Origin of the sequence: Kosakonia sp. LAM2021 (assembly GCF_016620385.1) — a bacterium.
Lineage (GTDB): Bacteria > Pseudomonadota > Gammaproteobacteria > Enterobacterales > Enterobacteriaceae > Kosakonia > Kosakonia sacchari.
The window spans coordinates 1,235,907-1,251,290 of record NZ_JAENHT010000001.1; the positions used below are offsets into that span (position 1 = coordinate 1,235,907).

General features: G+C 54.6%; 12 protein-coding genes. 7 read left to right on the top strand and 5 right to left on the bottom strand.

Annotation, left to right across the window (positions count from 1 at the left end):
* Nucleotides 1-14 precede the first annotated feature (14 nt).
* Genes JKP81_RS05895 through JKP81_RS05905 form a run of 3 tightly spaced genes read right to left on the bottom strand, consistent with a single transcriptional unit; the run spans nt 15 to nt 6,533 of the window.
* Nucleotides 15-2,189 (bottom strand): virulence factor SrfC family protein, encoded by a 2,175-nt coding sequence (locus tag JKP81_RS05895; protein ID WP_200550941.1) that lies wholly within the window; start codon nt 2,187-2,189, stop codon nt 15-17.
* Entirely contained in the window at nt 2,186-5,167 is a 2,982-nt protein-coding gene (locus JKP81_RS05900; RefSeq protein WP_200550942.1) for a virulence factor SrfB, read from the bottom strand. Before JKP81_RS05900 ends, JKP81_RS05895 begins: the two co-directional genes overlap by 4 nt.
* A gap of 4 nt (nt 5,168-5,171) precedes the next feature.
* Nucleotides 5,172-6,533 (bottom strand): SrfA family protein, encoded by a 1,362-nt coding sequence (locus JKP81_RS05905; protein WP_200550943.1) that lies wholly within the window; start codon nt 6,531-6,533, stop codon nt 5,172-5,174.
* 279 nt (nt 6,534-6,812) lie between these two features.
* On the opposite strand from JKP81_RS05905, the gene JKP81_RS05910 reads away from it, so the two are divergent.
* Nucleotides 6,813-8,411: an ABC transporter substrate-binding protein gene (locus JKP81_RS05910; protein WP_200550944.1), complete on the top strand. Its 1,599-nt coding sequence runs from the start codon at nt 6,813-6,815 to the stop codon at nt 8,409-8,411.
* Nucleotides 8,412-8,421: 10 nt separating this feature from the next.
* Nucleotides 8,422-8,655 carry a DUF2526 family protein gene (locus JKP81_RS05915; RefSeq protein WP_200550945.1) on the top strand — a complete coding sequence of 78 codons (234 nt, stop codon included), beginning with the start codon at nt 8,422-8,424 and terminating at the stop codon, nt 8,653-8,655.
* Here JKP81_RS05915 and JKP81_RS05920 read toward each other — a convergent pair whose 3' ends face one another.
* Together JKP81_RS05920 and JKP81_RS05925 are read right to left on the bottom strand one after the other, a co-directional pair.
* A complete protein-coding gene (locus JKP81_RS05920; RefSeq protein ID WP_017456872.1) occupies nt 8,656-9,105 on the bottom strand; it encodes a DMT family transporter in 450 nt (149 codons plus the stop codon).
* Nucleotides 9,102-9,620, bottom strand: coding sequence for a GNAT family N-acetyltransferase (locus JKP81_RS05925; RefSeq protein WP_200550946.1), 519 nt, complete (start codon nt 9,618-9,620; stop codon nt 9,102-9,104). Before JKP81_RS05925 ends, JKP81_RS05920 begins: the two co-directional genes overlap by 4 nt.
* Nucleotides 9,621-9,657: 37 nt before the next feature.
* Here JKP81_RS05925 and JKP81_RS05930 point away from each other — a divergent pair, with 37 nt between their 5' ends.
* From JKP81_RS05930 to JKP81_RS05950, 5 genes are all read left to right on the top strand, one after another.
* Nucleotides 9,658-10,233, top strand: coding sequence for a helix-turn-helix transcriptional regulator (locus JKP81_RS05930; RefSeq protein WP_200550947.1), 576 nt, complete (start codon nt 9,658-9,660; stop codon nt 10,231-10,233).
* A 67-nt stretch (nt 10,234-10,300) separates the two neighbouring features.
* Complete coding sequence (locus JKP81_RS05935; RefSeq protein ID WP_200550948.1) at nt 10,301-11,338, top strand: NADP-dependent oxidoreductase; 1,038 nt, start codon at nt 10,301-10,303, stop codon at nt 11,336-11,338.
* Between the two features lie 252 nt (nt 11,339-11,590).
* Nucleotides 11,591-12,247 (top strand): GntR family transcriptional regulator, encoded by a 657-nt coding sequence (locus JKP81_RS05940; protein ID WP_200550949.1) that lies wholly within the window; start codon nt 11,591-11,593, stop codon nt 12,245-12,247.
* A 194-nt stretch (nt 12,248-12,441) separates the two neighbouring features.
* On the top strand, nt 12,442-14,379 hold the full coding sequence (locus JKP81_RS05945; RefSeq protein ID WP_200550950.1) for a methyl-accepting chemotaxis protein: 1,938 nt from the start codon (nt 12,442-12,444) through the stop codon (nt 14,377-14,379).
* A gap of 70 nt (nt 14,380-14,449) precedes the next feature.
* Nucleotides 14,450-15,316: a GNAT family N-acetyltransferase gene (locus JKP81_RS05950; RefSeq protein ID WP_200550951.1), complete on the top strand. Its 867-nt coding sequence runs from the start codon at nt 14,450-14,452 to the stop codon at nt 15,314-15,316.
* The last annotated feature ends 68 nt before the right edge of the window (nt 15,317-15,384 follow it).

Sequence of the window (15,384 nt, forward strand, 5' to 3'; positions counted from 1 at the left end):
TGGCCGGGTGATTTTCAGGGAAGCAGGGATTTGAGTTTTTTACGCGCCGCCGGGCTGATATCCAGCGGGTGGCTGTAACCAATGTTTTCGATAGCCCGGTGGTACAACGCCACCAGCCAGTCATACACATAGCGGGTGGCGGCGTGTACCGGCTGCTCGCTCAGACGGGTTAACCGCGCCTGGGTGGCGCCATCCGTACCGCTGGAAAAAATGGTGCTGCCTTTGTTTACCCGGCTTTCCGGGCGATCCGCTTGCGCGATCTCCGCGTATCCCAGCCAGGCGACAAAGTTACCAATCGCGGCATACAGTTGCGCGGCGCAGGCGGTATCGCGCTGCATAATTTTTTGCAACTGATCGGGTAAATTCAGCCGGTAGCTGCTGACGATAACAATCTCCGCCATCTGGCGCAGCGCGGCAGGGCTGAGCCCCAGGCGCGCTGCGTTATCATCATTGCGGCTCCACTGGCGTACGTGGTTGACCCACAAAGCATGCGCCTGCTGACCGATATCTTTCGACACTGCCTGCGGTTCGCTGCTTTCTGCGGATTCAGCAAACAGATCGATTGATTCATTAAACAAGCCGCTGACTTTCTCTTCGCGCGGCTGCTGAACTTTCCACAGCGTATCGAACTGCTGCATATCCGGCTGTAAACCTTCCAGCAATTCACCGTGGCGTGAAGCCTGGCCTTGCAGCTCGCGCACCACAGACTCCGCGCTCGCGCGTTGCGCCGCCGCGTCTTTTACTGCGGTGGCAAGCCAGGGTTGCAGCAGATCGCGAAGGGCACGCTGATGGCGCTCAGTCAACGCTTTCAAACGCTGCTGACGCAGGCCGGGCGCTGTCGCCTGCACCAGCCATTCAAGCAGACGCTGCAAACTGCTGGCATCCAGCGCCTGCAACGTCCCCCAGTGCTGACCCGGTTTACCAATTAGCTGCTGAACGGCTTCATCCAGATTCTGCGCCAGCGTAAAGCGCGCATCCTGCGGTGTAATTGCCCAGACCAGCCCTGGCAGCGCCGTTTCCTGACCGGATTGTGTCTCTTTGACCCAGTTTAATAATGCACGCGCAGTGGCAGCGGTGGCTGAACGTTCCAGCGTCGCATTGCAAATCATCAAAACATCCGGTTGCAGGCGCTGGCGGTAGCTTTCCAGCAACCAGCGACATTTGCTACGCCACAACGGCTGACCATCTTGTGGGCCCGGAGTCGGAATATCGAGAATATCCACGGCCGTTAACACCGCGTTTTCTACCGGCAAAACCAGCTCGCGTGTAATCAGCGCAAGGGTTGCCAGCGGAATACTGACCGCGTTGTGCAACTGCTCATTTGACCACGGATGCACCACCACTTCGTCATGGATCTCACCGCTACCGGGTTCCGATGGTGTTAAGAAACCGTCGGTTGGCAGGGCAAAGGTATCCACCAGAATACTCAGCGGTGCCGCCAGCTCCTGCGCGTTACCGGTCTGGTGAAGGGTATGTGCCAGCGACAACCACTGCTGCGTGAGTTCCTGCTGCTCGCCCCATAACAGCGACCAGGCGCTGGCGCGGGCGCTGAGATCCAGGGAAGGCAACAGGCAAGCAAACTGATACCACAGCGCATCGTCCATCTGTTGCTGCGACGACGGCACCGCCGCGCGCCAGAAGCGGGCAATTGCGCCAATATCTTCCGCCGTGATCCCCGGCACCGCATTCGGTTGGCGCAGTGAGCGCCATTTCGCGACGCGATCTTCAATCACCGATTTGTCAACGGCGCGCAATTCCGGCTGCTGAATGGCATGCGCAATAAAAATCTGCACCAGCTCGGCTTCACTGATAATGCGCAGGCACAGCGGGAAACCCTCATCCATCGGCGCAAGATGCTGGCTAAAGCGCAGCGCCATGCAGGTCAGGGCATGGCCGGGATTGATATGGGTGAAGTAATCCAGAGTTTTTTCGCCGGGGCGCACATTAAGCCGCCCGTTACCGCTGCCGCACAGGGCGGCCAGCAGATGCGCTTTGGCCGCTTGTGAATGACCATACAACCCAACGGTGCAGGGCGCGTCGACCGCTTCACGCAGCGCGCTTTCCTCGGCGGCGGCAGTCGTCAGACGCGACAGTAGCGCGTCGGCATCATCATCCAGTAAAGGTGCATGCTGGCGGTTGTCGTTGATCCATGTCGCCAGTGCCTGGGTGGTTTTTACGCTCGCACTCATTTCAGATATACACTCCCACTGTCGATCCAGTAATGGCTGCCGCTATGGCGGCGATCGGCCAGCGTATTCAGTTTAAAAGTTAACGCGTCTGCGGCGACCGGCGTACCATCCTGGAGCCAGGCCTCACTTAAGGTGAACGATTCCGGCCCGTGCTGTTTATTGCCGCCGCTGAACTGCAAACGGACATTCAACACGCCGTCACCCGCGATGGTTTTCGCCAGTTCCTGCGAGTTGATACTCAACGTGTACAGCGGCGTAGCTGGCCAGCGGGCGTTTGCGAGCTGGCGGAAACCGAGCGTAACATTGCCGCGCAGCGGGAAATGTAAACGCGCGTCCAGTTTCGCACCGGGCTTATCAAGGTCGATATCGTGATACCAGATATTCTCATCGCGCAAGGTATTGACGACGTTATCCAGCACACCGAGGTAGCGCACGGTGGAATAGGCACCGATATCCGCCGCTTTAAAGTTAAAACGCGGCAGACGCAAATCAAGCGCCAGGCTGCACAACATCGCACCCACGGCGGCGGTTGATTTCGGGTTGCCGATCTTACCCTGCTGGCTGAACGGATACCACTCATGTACGCGGTATTTATCAAGCCAGATCATGCGGTTAACCGGCACAGGTTGCAGGTGGCGAATCAACGCCTGCACGCCGGGCAAGCAGCCAGGACGACCGGTAATTAACAGTACATCGCAGCAGTAGTGGCTGATGGCTTCGCAAACCGCATGCAGCGGGGCGGTCAGGGTAAATTGCCCGGCCAGCATCGCATCCTGCAACTCACGGAAATTCACCTGCAACGGGACAGCCAGCACATCGAATTCTGTCGAACCAGACGGCAGCGCATGATCGATTGCCTGTTTCAGGTAGTTCATGACATTGCGCGTTGGCAGTTGCGTGAGTAGTTCACCAAAGGTTGCATGCAACCCTGCGAGCGGATCGTTAATGTCACTCTCTTCCCACGCGGCAAGAATGGCGTGACCAATCGGCATAAACAGTTGCAGCGTCGTCTGCTGGCGCAGCACAGCCTGGGTATCAATACGTCCGGAATCACCAAATAACGTCGCCATGATCGCCGCGGCATCGGTAATGCCCGCTTTCTGCATCTGCGTTTGCAACGCCGGCAGCACACAGCGCTGAATCACATCCAGCAGAATGTCATCGCCGGCGACTTTAAACCCTTCGCGAAACAGCAGTTGCGGGGTGATTTTGACGTTACTGCCAGTGCCATCATCCAGTTGATAATGGGTGATCGCCATATCTGTCGTACCGCCGCCGATATCGACGGAGGCCACGCGCAGCGAACGGCCTTTTACCGCGCCCGGTGCTTCTTCGCGATCCGGGCGGGCAAGCGAGGCGAAAAACGTTTCAGTTTGCCCGGAAAAACGGGAAATCGCTTCGTTATACAGCCACACCAGTTGGCCGCAGCTGGCTTCGTCCCACTCCATCTGAATGTGCGGCACAGGTACGACGCTTTTTTCCTGCTGCTTGCGGTTAGCAAAGTCTTCATCCTGCGGATGCCAGCCCATGGCTTTCCACACCAGCGCGATGGCTTCGAACATACGGCGACGGAAAATTTCACGCTCCTGCTTCGGCATCGCCGAGGGCAGGGTAAGAATAATGGTGCGCAGCTGGCGCGGAGAGGCCGGAAAGCCCAAACGCAGACGCGTGGCGACACTGTTGATCTGCCCAAGCGCCTGCGACAACAATTCGCACAGCATGTGGGTCATCAACGTACTGCGGCTGTACTGCGGGGAAAAGACCGGTAAACGCTCATCCAGCGGCAGGCTATACAGCGGCTGGCCTTCGTCATTCATCAGGTTCATGAGCGGGAAGGCGGTCGCCAGCGGTTCACGCTGGGTTTTGCTGTTCATCTGGCTAAAGCGCCAGTCCTGCAATACCGGTGTTTCGTCCCACAGGTAACGGCGCGGGCTGGAGATGCCGCTATTGCCTTCGGTGCCAAGGCGCTGCGTTGCCAGCTTGCGGGCCTCATCGCCCACGCGCACGATCGATGGCCAAATAAAAGCATCTTCGCGACCACTTTCCACTGAGAAGTGTTGTTTGCCGAAGCGCGCTTCAGAAAACTCAAGACGGCTGGTAAACAGCGGCTCATTCAGGAACTGAGGTTCACTGAGCGAGCGCACCTGCAATTCCGCTGTCTGGCGCAACCCATCATTGGCATCGCCGTGATCTTCGATGATCACGCCGCAGGTGTGGGTGTTGCCGACATCCAGAATTAGATCGACCGGGATCGCCGGGGTACTCAGCGTGTGCGTAACGATTTTGACTTCCGGAACCTGCAATTGCATGCCGAGCAGGCTCATCAGATTCAGCCAGTGCGCCTGATATTCAAAACCGCGTAATGCCTGATTAATTTCGCGTTCGCTGCGGGTTTCATGTTGCGTAATGAATTGCAAAAATGCTTCACGCAGCCAGCCATCGACCCAGGTCTGATCGAGGAAATCCGCCACTTCCTCGTCACGCCAGGCCAGCGAGAATCGCGTGCCATTGAGAATATCGTTTTCCAGCGGGGCCAGCGCGGCAGGCGAGTTACCGTTAATCTGGCTGTCGAGCGCCAGCGCCACGCGGTGAGTGTTTCCGGCGCTGTCCGGTTCGTTGAGCTTGCGGATCTGCACGCGTGCCCAGTTATCCGGGCCTTCAACGAAAGTGCGGGGCGGGTTAAAGCGCAGGAAAGGGATCGGCAGCCAGACGCCATCGAGGATCGACAACGAATATTGCAGCGAGTGCGTGCTTTCGGGTTTTACCACTTCCGGCTGACCGCCGTCGCGGTTCGGCAGCGTATAACGCTCGTTGACCAGATCGAAATCCAGACGCAGCAGCGGGCCGTTGGCGGTTTTACGCACAAATCGACCGCTGTTGGCGGAATCCTGCGGTGTCAGGCCAAAATCAAGAAACTGCACGCCGCTATTGGCAATCAGCGTCACGCTCTGTTTGTAGTCGCAAAGATTAACCAGCATAAACTCAGTCACCTGTTTTTCTGAACGTCACCGGAACGGTGGTGTTGGCGTCAAAACGCGCGCTGCATTCCGCGACGTCGTTGCTGCTTGCTTTACAGGAAATTTCCGGCATCGGGTAACGCGTCCCGTCGCTGCAACGTGCGTTGCTGCGGCTCTTAATCAGCAGTTCGCCGGTTTCATGCAGACCGGAGAACAGATCGGCGCGACAGGTCACATTTTTACCCATCACAATACGCGCCGTCCCTTTGTTGTTCTGGATCTGGTAACGCACGGCAGGGGCTTTGCCAGTGACCGGATCTTTCACATCCATCGCCACACGCCAGTTACCGTTAAGGAATTTGGTGGAACCGATTTTCACTTCTAACGCATCCATCACCAGTACATCTTTCGGGATAGAGGCGATAACAACCGGCCCTTTATCAACCGGTTTGACTTCCGGTGCTTTGACAGCAGGCGCAACAATTTCAGCCTGATGCAGCGGCAGTTTCACCGCCAGTTCAGGAAGCGGCTCGGCTTGCATCGGCGGCGGCGCAATAGCGACCGGCTCTGCTTTGGTTACGGCAGGCGCAGGCGCAGGTTCTTGTTGTTGCTGATTGAGCACCAGCGGTACGGCAATTGCCGCCGCGACAGCCGCGGCAACGGGCAATGCCCACAGACCGTAGCGGCGGCGTTTTTTCACCACGGGCACAGGTTCAGGCTGAGGAGCGGGTTCAGGTGCAACCACGGGTGCTGCTTCCTGCACGGGCGGTGCGGCAACGGGCTGCGGTTTGATTTCCGCTTGCGGCGTGAGTAGCGGCGCATCTGCCTGGCTGAATGTCACCTCGACGGCGGGCTCTTCTTCCGGCTCTGGCTCCGGTTCGATAATAATTTCAGGGATTTTTGGCTCCGGCTCTTGCAGGCACTCGAGCACATTTTCGCGGGCGCTTTCATTGAGATTCACGAAGCCCCAGAAGGTGATGACCGGTTTGCCATCAACAAGGAAAACATGGTTTTCGCCGGGGAATTGCAGCGCTTTTTCCAGCAGCGAGCCAAACAGTTGCTGCGCGGTTTTCGGTGATTGCATGCATTTGCGGCTCAGCGCGGCGGCGCTGTCCAGCGTGCTTTCAAGGTAACGCAGCGCGCGGGCGCGCGCCTCGGGTTCCGCCGCTTTCCATGCCTGGGCGCGACCATCGATGGGTGAGTACCAGTCGACCCGATCGCCTTCATCATTGACCTGGGGTATTGCCAGGCAATCTACCAGCGCTTGCTGCTTACGCAGACGCAGTGCTTCACGAATTTGCAATGCCGAATCGAATACGGCCTGACCGCCGCCGCCAACGGCCTGGAAATCATCCAAATCGCCGCTACGCAAGAGAGTTTTTGCCACGTTTTCATCCCATAGACTTCTTCACGCGTCTACTATACGCAAACTTCTTACCAGTAAAAGGCAGAGGAAAGCGCAAAACCATTGAATTCTCGACGCATTGAGCGCGCCGAACCCGCTTGACGGCACGAAATTTATTTAACACAAATTTATTCATTAATAATGGTGGATATTTCAGCAAAAACAAATGCTTTAGAATAACCTGATGCGGAATCATTATTTGCCAGTTCCCATCTGCTGTGCTGAGATTAATGCTCCATATAAAAAAGAAGGCTCCTGATAATGTCCACGGGAAAAACGCTGCTCGCCCTTGCGCTGAGCACACTGTTACCGGCAAGTGCCGCATGGGCGGCGTCCAACGATACAATCATTTACTGCTCCGAAGCGTCACCGGAATCCTTCAACCCGCAAATTGCCAGCTCCGGGCCGACATTTGTTGCCAGCTCGCAGGTGCTTTATAACCGCCTGGTCACCTTTGATCCGGTGAAAAACACACCGGTACCGTCGCTGGCGACCGACTGGAAAGTCTCTGAAGACGGAAAGACCTGGACCTTCACGCTGCGCCAGGGTGTTAAATTCAACAGCAATAAATATTTCAAACCGACGCGCGACTTTAACGCCGATGACGTTGTCTTCTCTGTGATGCGCCAGATGGATCCGAAACATCCTTATCATAATGTTTCGCAAGGTAATTACGAATACTTCACCGATGTCGGCCTTGATAAGCTGATCAAAGAAGTGAAAAAAATCGATGATAACCATGTTCAGTTTGTACTGAATGAGCCGAACGCCGCGTTTCTTGCCGACTGGGGGATGGATTTTGCTTCCATTCTCTCTGCGGAATACGCGGATGCGATGCTGAAAAAAGGCACGCCGGAAAACGTCGATAACTGGCCAATCGGCACCGGCCCGTACGCCTTGCAGCAGTACAAAACGGACGCGCAAATCCGTTATATTGCCAACCCAAATTATTGGGATGGCGAAGTGCCTACCAAACATCTGATCTTCTCTATTACGCCGGATGTGCAAACCCGCCTGGCGAAACTGCAAACCAATGAGTGCCAGATAATTCCCGCCCCGGCACCGGTGCAGTTTGATCAGATCAAAAACAACAAAGACTTAACGCTGCATACCATTGATGCGCTGAATGTCGGCTACCTCGCGTTTAACACCGAGAAAAAGCCGTTTGATAATGTGCTGGTGCGTCAGGCGCTGAACTATGCGACCGACAAACAAGCCATCGTCAATGCGGTGTTCCTCGGTTCCGGTACGGTGGCAAAATCACCGCTGCCGCCTAACATGCTCGGGTTTAATAAAGACCTGAAGGATTACAGCTACGATCCCGAAAAAGCCAAAGCGCTGCTCAAGCAGGCCGGGCTGGAAAAGGGCTTTGAAGCCACGCTGTGGTCAATGCCGGTGCAGCGTCCGTATAACCCGAACTCGCGGCGTATCGCCGAAATGATCCAGGCGGACTGGGCAAAAGTCGGCGTGAAGGCGAAAATTGTTTCGTATGAATGGGGCGAATATCTGGCCGGTATGCGTAAAGGCGAACACGATACCGCATTGTTCGGCTGGATGTCGGATAACGGCGACCCGGACAACTTTGCCGATGTGCTGCTCGGTTGCAATAGCATCAAAACCGGCTCCAACGCAGCCCGCTGGTGCGATAAAGGCTATGATGGTCTGGTGCAGAAAGCGAAGCTGACTGCTGATCCTGCCGAGCGCGCCAAACTTTACGGTCAGGCACAGGAGATTTTCTACCAGCAGGCGCCGTGGATCGCGTTGGCTAACGGCAAAACGTTTTACGCCACCCGCAGTAACGTCAGCGGTTATACGGTAAGCCTGATGGGCAGCGATTTTTCTAAAGCGAAGCTGAATTAAAGGAGAGGCTATGTCACATATGGATGAGGTTATCGCACGTGTCGACGCGGCTATCGAACAGGGCGTTATTATCGGGATGAATGAGTTACTGGTTGAACTCAGCGATGATGCGGCACTGAGCCGGGATGAACGTTACACCCAGCAACAGCGCCTGCGTCAGGCAATTGCGCACCATGGACGGCAGCATAAAGAAGATATGGAAGCGCGACGCGAACAGCTCACCAAAGGTGGCGAAATCCTGTAATTAAAACTGGCGTCTGGCTACCAGCCAGGCGCCAATCACCAGCAACACAGCACCGCATACCGGGCCAATCAGCGCTTTGAGCGCAACGCCCTGGCTTCTCACCACATCCATCACCAGACCGCCGATAAGCTGGCTTGCAACCAGCACCGCAATGGTTGTTGCCGCGCCGACATATTGATAGCCGCTGATGCTGGCAAAGACAAAAAACGACCCCAGCAGACCGGGAATGAGCGTCCACCATTTCACGCTGGTGTACAACTCCTGAAAACCGGCGACACCGTGTTTGATCAGCAAAATAGAGACAAACAGCACAATGCCGACCAGCGAATTCAGCAGCATAGCGATAAGAATGGTCGACGCCGACTGGGTAATGCGCACCATTAAGGTGTTTTGCACCACCAGGCCAATACCTGCAGCAATCAAAAAGGTGAGGGTGAGCGACTGATTCATGAAATGGCGTCCGGTTCGGTGCGATCATCGAGTTGCAACTGCATAAATGTCAGATCCAGCCAGCGGCCAAACTTCGTGCCGACCTGCGGCATTTGCCCGGTAATCACAAACCCAAGCTTGCTGTGCAGATGAATTGAACCATGATTCTGCGCTTCGATACCCGCGACCATGACATGTTTGCCGATGCGTTTGGCTTCGTCGATTAAGCGCTCCATCAGTGCCAGGCCGATGCCTTTGCCCTGGTGTTCCGGATGAACATACACAGAGTGCTCAACCGTGTGGCGAAAACCGTCAAAAGCGCGCCAGTCGCCAAACGAGGCATAGCCGGTAACTGCACCATTTTCTTCGCTGACCAGCACCGGATAGCCCAGCGAGGCGCGCGCTTCGAACCAGGCGATACGGTTGTCGACATCGACCGTCTGGTCATTCCAGATGGCGGCGGTATTGACCACCGCATGGTTGTAAATGACGGCAATTGCCGCACAATCGTCTTTCCCGGCGTAACGAATATTCATGGTTGAACCTCAAATTTGTACACTATAGTATTACGTTATGAATACTATCTCAGACAATATAAATCAACGGATCAGTGCGCGAATTCGCGTTGAACGTGAATCACGCGGCTGGTCGCTGAGCGAACTGGCGGAGCGCGCTGGTGTATCGCGGGCGATGATCCACAAAATTGAACGCGGCGACAGTAACCCGACGGCGGCGCTGCTGGCGCGGCTTTCCGGCGCGTTTGGCATCAGTATGTCAACGCTGATTGCGCGCGCAGAAATGCAGGAGGGCAAACTGCTGCGCCACGCCGATCAACCCGTCTGGCGCGATCCGCAAAGCCACTATCTGCGCCGCCATGTTTCGCCGCGCAGTGATTTGCCTATCGATCTGGTGCAAATCGAGCTGCCCGCCGGGAGCGATATTCCGATGCCTGCGTCCGCCTATGCGCTGGCGCGCCAGCTTATCTGGTTGCAGGAGGGGGAACTGGTGTTCGTTGAAGGCGACACGCGCCATGAGATGTGCGCCGGAGATTGTCTGGAGCTCGGCCCGCCAAATGATTGCCGCTTTATTAATGAAAGCCACGCGCCTTGCCGTTATCTGGTGGTGCGGCTAAATCCTTCCAGCTCGTAATGTAAACGCGCGCCTGGCCGTCAGAGACTAGTATCAATAGTTAGTCTGACACGTACAGGAGCGAACAATGAAACAAGATCCTCACCGCAACCGCCGCTGGGTGCTGGCTTCCCGCCCGCATGGCGCGCCCGTCGCGGATAATTTCCGCCTTAAAGAAGATGACATTGCCACGCCGGGCGAAGGGCAGGTGTTGCTGCGCACGGTTTTCCTTTCGTTAGATCCTTATATGCGCGGGCGTATGAGCGATGCGCCATCGTATTCACCACCGGTAAAAATTGGTGAAGTGATGTGCGGTGCCACCGTTAGCCGCGTCGTCAAATCGCAGCACCCGGATTTCGCCGAAGGTGACTGGGTGCTGGGTTACAGCGGCTGGCAGGATTACGACATTTCGGGCGGCGAAGGCCTGGTCAAACTGGGAGACAATCCGCCGCACCCGTCGTGGTCGCTTGGCATTCTTGGTATGCCAGGGTTTACCGCCTATATGGGATTGCTGGATATCGGCCAGCCGAAATCCGGTGAAACGTTGGTTGTTGCCGCGGCAACCGGTCCGGTAGGCGCGACAGTAGGGCAAATCGGTAAAATTAAGGGTTGTCGCGTAGTCGGCGTGGCCGGCGGCAGCGAGAAATGCCGTCATGCGGTTGACGTGCTGGGGTTCGATCACTGCATTGATCACCATGCGGAAGATTTTGCCGAACAACTGGCTGCGGCCTGCCCGCAGGGTATCGATATCTATTTTGAAAATGTCGGCGGAAAAGTATTTGATGCGGTACTGCCGTTATTAAATACCTCCGCGCGAATTCCGCTTTGCGGATTAGTCAGCGGCTATAACGCCACCGATCTTCCCGCCGGTCCGGATCGTATTCCGTTATTAATGGCAACGCTGCTGAAAAAACGAATCCGCTTGCAAGGTTTTATTATTGGTCAGGATTACGGCCACCGTATTCATGAATTTCAACAAGAAATGGAACAATGGATTCGACAAGAAATAATTCAGTACCGTGAGCAATTGATCGACGGTCTGGAAAATGCGCCAGACGCTTTTATTGGCCTGCTCGAAGGGAAAAATTTCGGTAAAGTCGTAGTGCAAATCGGGCCTCTCAGCTAAAAGAATGATGGCGGTGAAAAACCGCCATCAGAAATCGTGCAAATTTTTGAGAAACGTCTTTAATTAGATAAGCATAAGGAACTGATGACCTTGTGAAGGCGGTTCCTGGTAGTTGTGCATAATAAATACAAATTGTTTTAACTTTTACGCGACCATCCAAGACCAGGCATGTGTATATAATATATTCATTGACACAAATCACGGACACGCTACCAGGCTGAGAATAAATAAGAAATTATACGGGATACAAACATGCTTGATTTGGAAAAAGCGCAGCGGACCAGTCTCACCATGCAAGTTGAGGCGAGTCTTAAGAGTGCGCTTATTATTGGTGCGCTTAAACCGGGCGCGCGACTCATCACAAAGGAAATAGCCGATCAATTAGGCACCAGTATTACACCGGTGCGGGAAGCGTTACTGCGGTTGGTCTCCGCAGGCGCGCTGCATGCCACCCCGGCGCAGGCTTTTCTGGTGCCGGAAGTCAGCCTTGATCGCTATAACGAAATTAACCAGATTCGTAAAAATCTTGAGGGCATGGCCGCTCGCGCAGCCAGCCAGCATATGACGAAGGAGAAAATTCGTGAGTTGCGTATCCTGGCGGCGAATTTCCATGAAGCAATGAAAAGCGGTAACACCGAGCAGGGCTTACAAGCTAACCGCGTGTTTCGCTTTAGCGTTTACAGCCACGCCGGGATGCCGACGCTAACCGCCTTGATTGAGCAGTTATGGGTTCGTATTGGCCCTTGTTACAATTATCTTTATCCAAATTCTGAGGATTTAACGCGCGTCGAAAATTACGGTGATTTATTGGCGGCGTTAGAAGAGGGAGACGCTTTCGCTAGCGAACGCGCGTTATGGCGTGCGATTGATGAGGGCGCAAACATCGTTCACAAACAATTCTATCGCTGAGTTCCAATTCAACAACACAATCATTCTCTTTATATATTGATGCTCCCCGGGAAAATTTGCGAATGGGGCGCATCAATATCACGTTTTTGACTGATAAGACCAGCCAGCACCTGAAATCCCTGGCTTCTTTGCCGATAACAATGTGTGCGTGCAGTTGTTGAGCGCTAACATTGGGGTTTAGCAAGGAGTCCGGAATGTCATTTAGCCAGCGGTTAAGCAATATAAAAATTAGTAGGAAGCTGTCAGTCGGTTTTGGGTTAGTTCTCTTTCTGGTTGCTATTGCCACCGTCCTCAGCGTATTGCGCTTCAAAGAAATACGCGACGTCTACGAAAAAACCAACCTTATGTACAACATCAACATTGAAGTATTTCAGGCCAAAATTAACCGTCTGAAATACTTCTATGGCGATGATAAATCAGGGCAGGTGATGTCCAACTACGTGCGTCACGCTTCCGAGCTAACTGCCAGCGCCGACGATATGTCCTGGTCTGCAAACGAAAAACAAATTATCAACGATGTCGCCCGCCACCTGGAACAGTTCCAGAACGCGATTGGCGAGATGCAAAAAGCCACCGGTGATATCAAGACCGTGCGCGAATCGCTCGACAAACTGGCCGCACAAGATCTCTCTGCGCGTTATACCACGCTGGTGCGCACACCAGTGGCCGACCCGGCGCTGATGGCGCAAATTTACGAACAGTTGTTTGCGATCAGCACCGTACGCGACGCCGCGCTGGTGGTTCGTTACAGCCCGGGTAAAGAGTCTAAAGAGGCGCTGGATGCCCGTTTTGGCGCAACGCAAAAGAGCGTTCAGGCACTGGTAAGCCAGTTACCGGGTGAGCTGCAATCACCGTTGCAATCCCTGTGGGATGACACGGTGAAATACCGCGATTTGAGCCTTAACTATCTCACCGCTTTCCAGGCATTAAAGGCGTCGGAAGATAAAGTCAAAGTGGGCGGGGATGAGAGCAGCGCCTCGCTCAAACAGATCATTACGCTGGTGAAAGCGCATAACGATGAACTGGCGTACACCTCCAGCACCATTGCGGCGATTATCGGCGTGATTGCTATCCTGCTTGGCGTGATCGTCTCCTGGTGGGTTATCCGTCAGATTACGCGTCCTATCGATCGCAACCTGGCGCTGGCGGAACGTATCGCCAGTGGCGATCTCAGCTCGCAGATCCGTGCGCAGAGCACGGATGAACTGGGGCAATTAACCGGTGCAATGGGCCGGATGAACGATACGCTGCGCGACATGATTTTCGAAGTGCGCAACAGCGTAAGCCAGGTTTCGCGTGCGGCGACGGAGATTGCCGAAGGCAATACCGATCTCTCTTCCCGCACCGAGCAACAGGCAGCGGCGGTCGTTGAAACCGCAGCCAGCATGGAAGAGTTGACCGCTACGGTGAAAAACAACGCCGATAACGCTCGCAATGCCAGCAGCCTGGCAGCCCAGGCGTCGAAAACCGCCAGCGAAGGCGGTACGGTGATGCGCGAAGTGGTAAACACCATGGGCGATATTCATAACAGTTCGAACAAAATTGCCGATATTACTGCTGTGATTAACAGCATCGCCTTCCAGACCAACATTCTGGCACTTAACGCCGCAGTAGAAGCGGCACGCGCTGGTGAACAGGGGCGTGGTTTTGCGGTAGTGGCCAGCGAAGTGCGCAGCCTGTCGCAACGCAGCTCGCAGGCGGCAAAAGATATCGAACAGCTGATTAGCGAGTCAGTTTCGCGCATTAATGTCGGTAGCGAACTGGTGGCAAAAGCCGGTGAAACCATGGATCAGGTGGTGCAGTCTGTCACCCGTGTTAACGATATCATGGGCGAAATTTCGTCTGCTTCCGAAGAGCAGAGCCGCGGTATTGAGCAAATCGCCCGCGCGGTGGGTGAACTGGATAGTACCACGCAACAGAACGCCTCACTGGTAAGCGAATCCTCTTCGGCGGCGGGTTCGCTGGAAGAGCAGGCGCGTTTGCTGGAAGAGCTGGTCGCCACGTTCCGTCTCGATCAAAATGGCGCAAAACCGGTAGCCAAAACCGGCAAACCGACAGCCAAACCCGGCGTGAAGCAGGGCGTCGAACCGCGTGAAACCGCCACGAGTGATGAGGGCTGGACCACGTTTTAACCTTTGATACGCGCATCAGTAACAGCCCGGAAGCGCGATGCATCCGGGCTTTTTTATGGGAAACGGCGGCATGAAATACCCTCTGGTAAAACAACTAAAACAGCACGACATATTGCGCCAAAGCTTTATTGATTTAGCCGTAGATACCTTCGATTTATCCTTCGAGGCCTGGTATCAGGCGGGGTTCTGGACAGAAAACTACATTCCCTACGCGCTGGTCGATGAAAACCAGGTTATTGCCAATGCCTCGGTTAATGTTATCGACACACGCTGGATGGGCGCAGAAAAACGCTATATCCAGATAGGCACGGTAATGACCGATAAGCGCTATCGCAATAATGGACTTGCCCGTTACCTGTTGACGGAAATTATCCATGAATGGCAACAGCGGGCCGATGCAATCTATTTGTACGCAAACGCCACCGTGCGGGATTTTTATCCGAAGTTTGGCTTTGAGAAAGCGCGGGAATATCAATACACCCTGCGTGCCACGCCGGTGGCGAGTGACTTTCGCCGGCTGGATATGGACGACGACGCCGACAGGCAGCAGTTGCTGCACTATTATGCGAAATCCAACCCCTTTTCGGCGCTGCCGATGAATAACAACGTGGGTTTGTTGATGTTTTACTGTGCGTCGTATTTAAAAGCGTGCGTCTATTTTTCAGAAAAACATCAGGCTATTGCCATTGCCACGCAAAACAGAGGCACGCTGTTGTGTTTCGATATTTTTGCCGAACCGGGCACGACATTAACGCAAATTGTTAATGCCTTAGCCAATCAACAAACCCAGCGTGTGGTGTTAGGTTTTACGCCCAAAGAAACCCGCGAATGTGAATGCACGTTAATTGACGATGAGGACACGCTGTTTCTGTTCAGCGGGAAAGAGAATGTGTTTCGCGACCATCAGGTGATGTTCCCACTGTTGTCACATGCCTAGTTGTCCCACGCCTGGTTGTCACATGCCTGGTTGTTCCACGCCTGGTCGTTATCGCTATAAAAAAAGCC

Excerpts from the sequence above, each read along its gene's own strand:
- JKP81_RS05895 (WP_200550941.1), bottom strand. The coding sequence starts at position 2,189 with ATGAGTGCGAGCGTAAAAACCACCCAGGCACTGGCGACATGGATCAAC.
- JKP81_RS05900 (WP_200550942.1), bottom strand. The coding sequence starts at position 5,167 with ATGCTGGTTAATCTTTGCGACTACAAACAGAGCGTGACGCTGATTGCC.
- JKP81_RS05910 (WP_200550944.1), top strand. The coding sequence starts at position 6,813 with ATGTCCACGGGAAAAACGCTGCTCGCCCTTGCGCTGAGCACACTGTTA.
- JKP81_RS05915 (WP_200550945.1), top strand. The coding sequence starts at position 8,422 with ATGTCACATATGGATGAGGTTATCGCACGTGTCGACGCGGCTATCGAA.
- JKP81_RS05920 (WP_017456872.1), bottom strand. The coding sequence starts at position 9,105 with ATGAATCAGTCGCTCACCCTCACCTTTTTGATTGCTGCAGGTATTGGC.
- JKP81_RS05925 (WP_200550946.1), bottom strand. The coding sequence starts at position 9,620 with ATGAATATTCGTTACGCCGGGAAAGACGATTGTGCGGCAATTGCCGTC.
- JKP81_RS05930 (WP_200550947.1), top strand. The coding sequence starts at position 9,658 with ATGAATACTATCTCAGACAATATAAATCAACGGATCAGTGCGCGAATT.
- JKP81_RS05935 (WP_200550948.1), top strand. The coding sequence starts at position 10,301 with ATGAAACAAGATCCTCACCGCAACCGCCGCTGGGTGCTGGCTTCCCGC.
- JKP81_RS05940 (WP_200550949.1), top strand. The coding sequence starts at position 11,591 with ATGCTTGATTTGGAAAAAGCGCAGCGGACCAGTCTCACCATGCAAGTT.
- JKP81_RS05945 (WP_200550950.1), top strand. The coding sequence starts at position 12,442 with ATGTCATTTAGCCAGCGGTTAAGCAATATAAAAATTAGTAGGAAGCTG.
- JKP81_RS05950 (WP_200550951.1), top strand. The coding sequence starts at position 14,450 with ATGAAATACCCTCTGGTAAAACAACTAAAACAGCACGACATATTGCGC.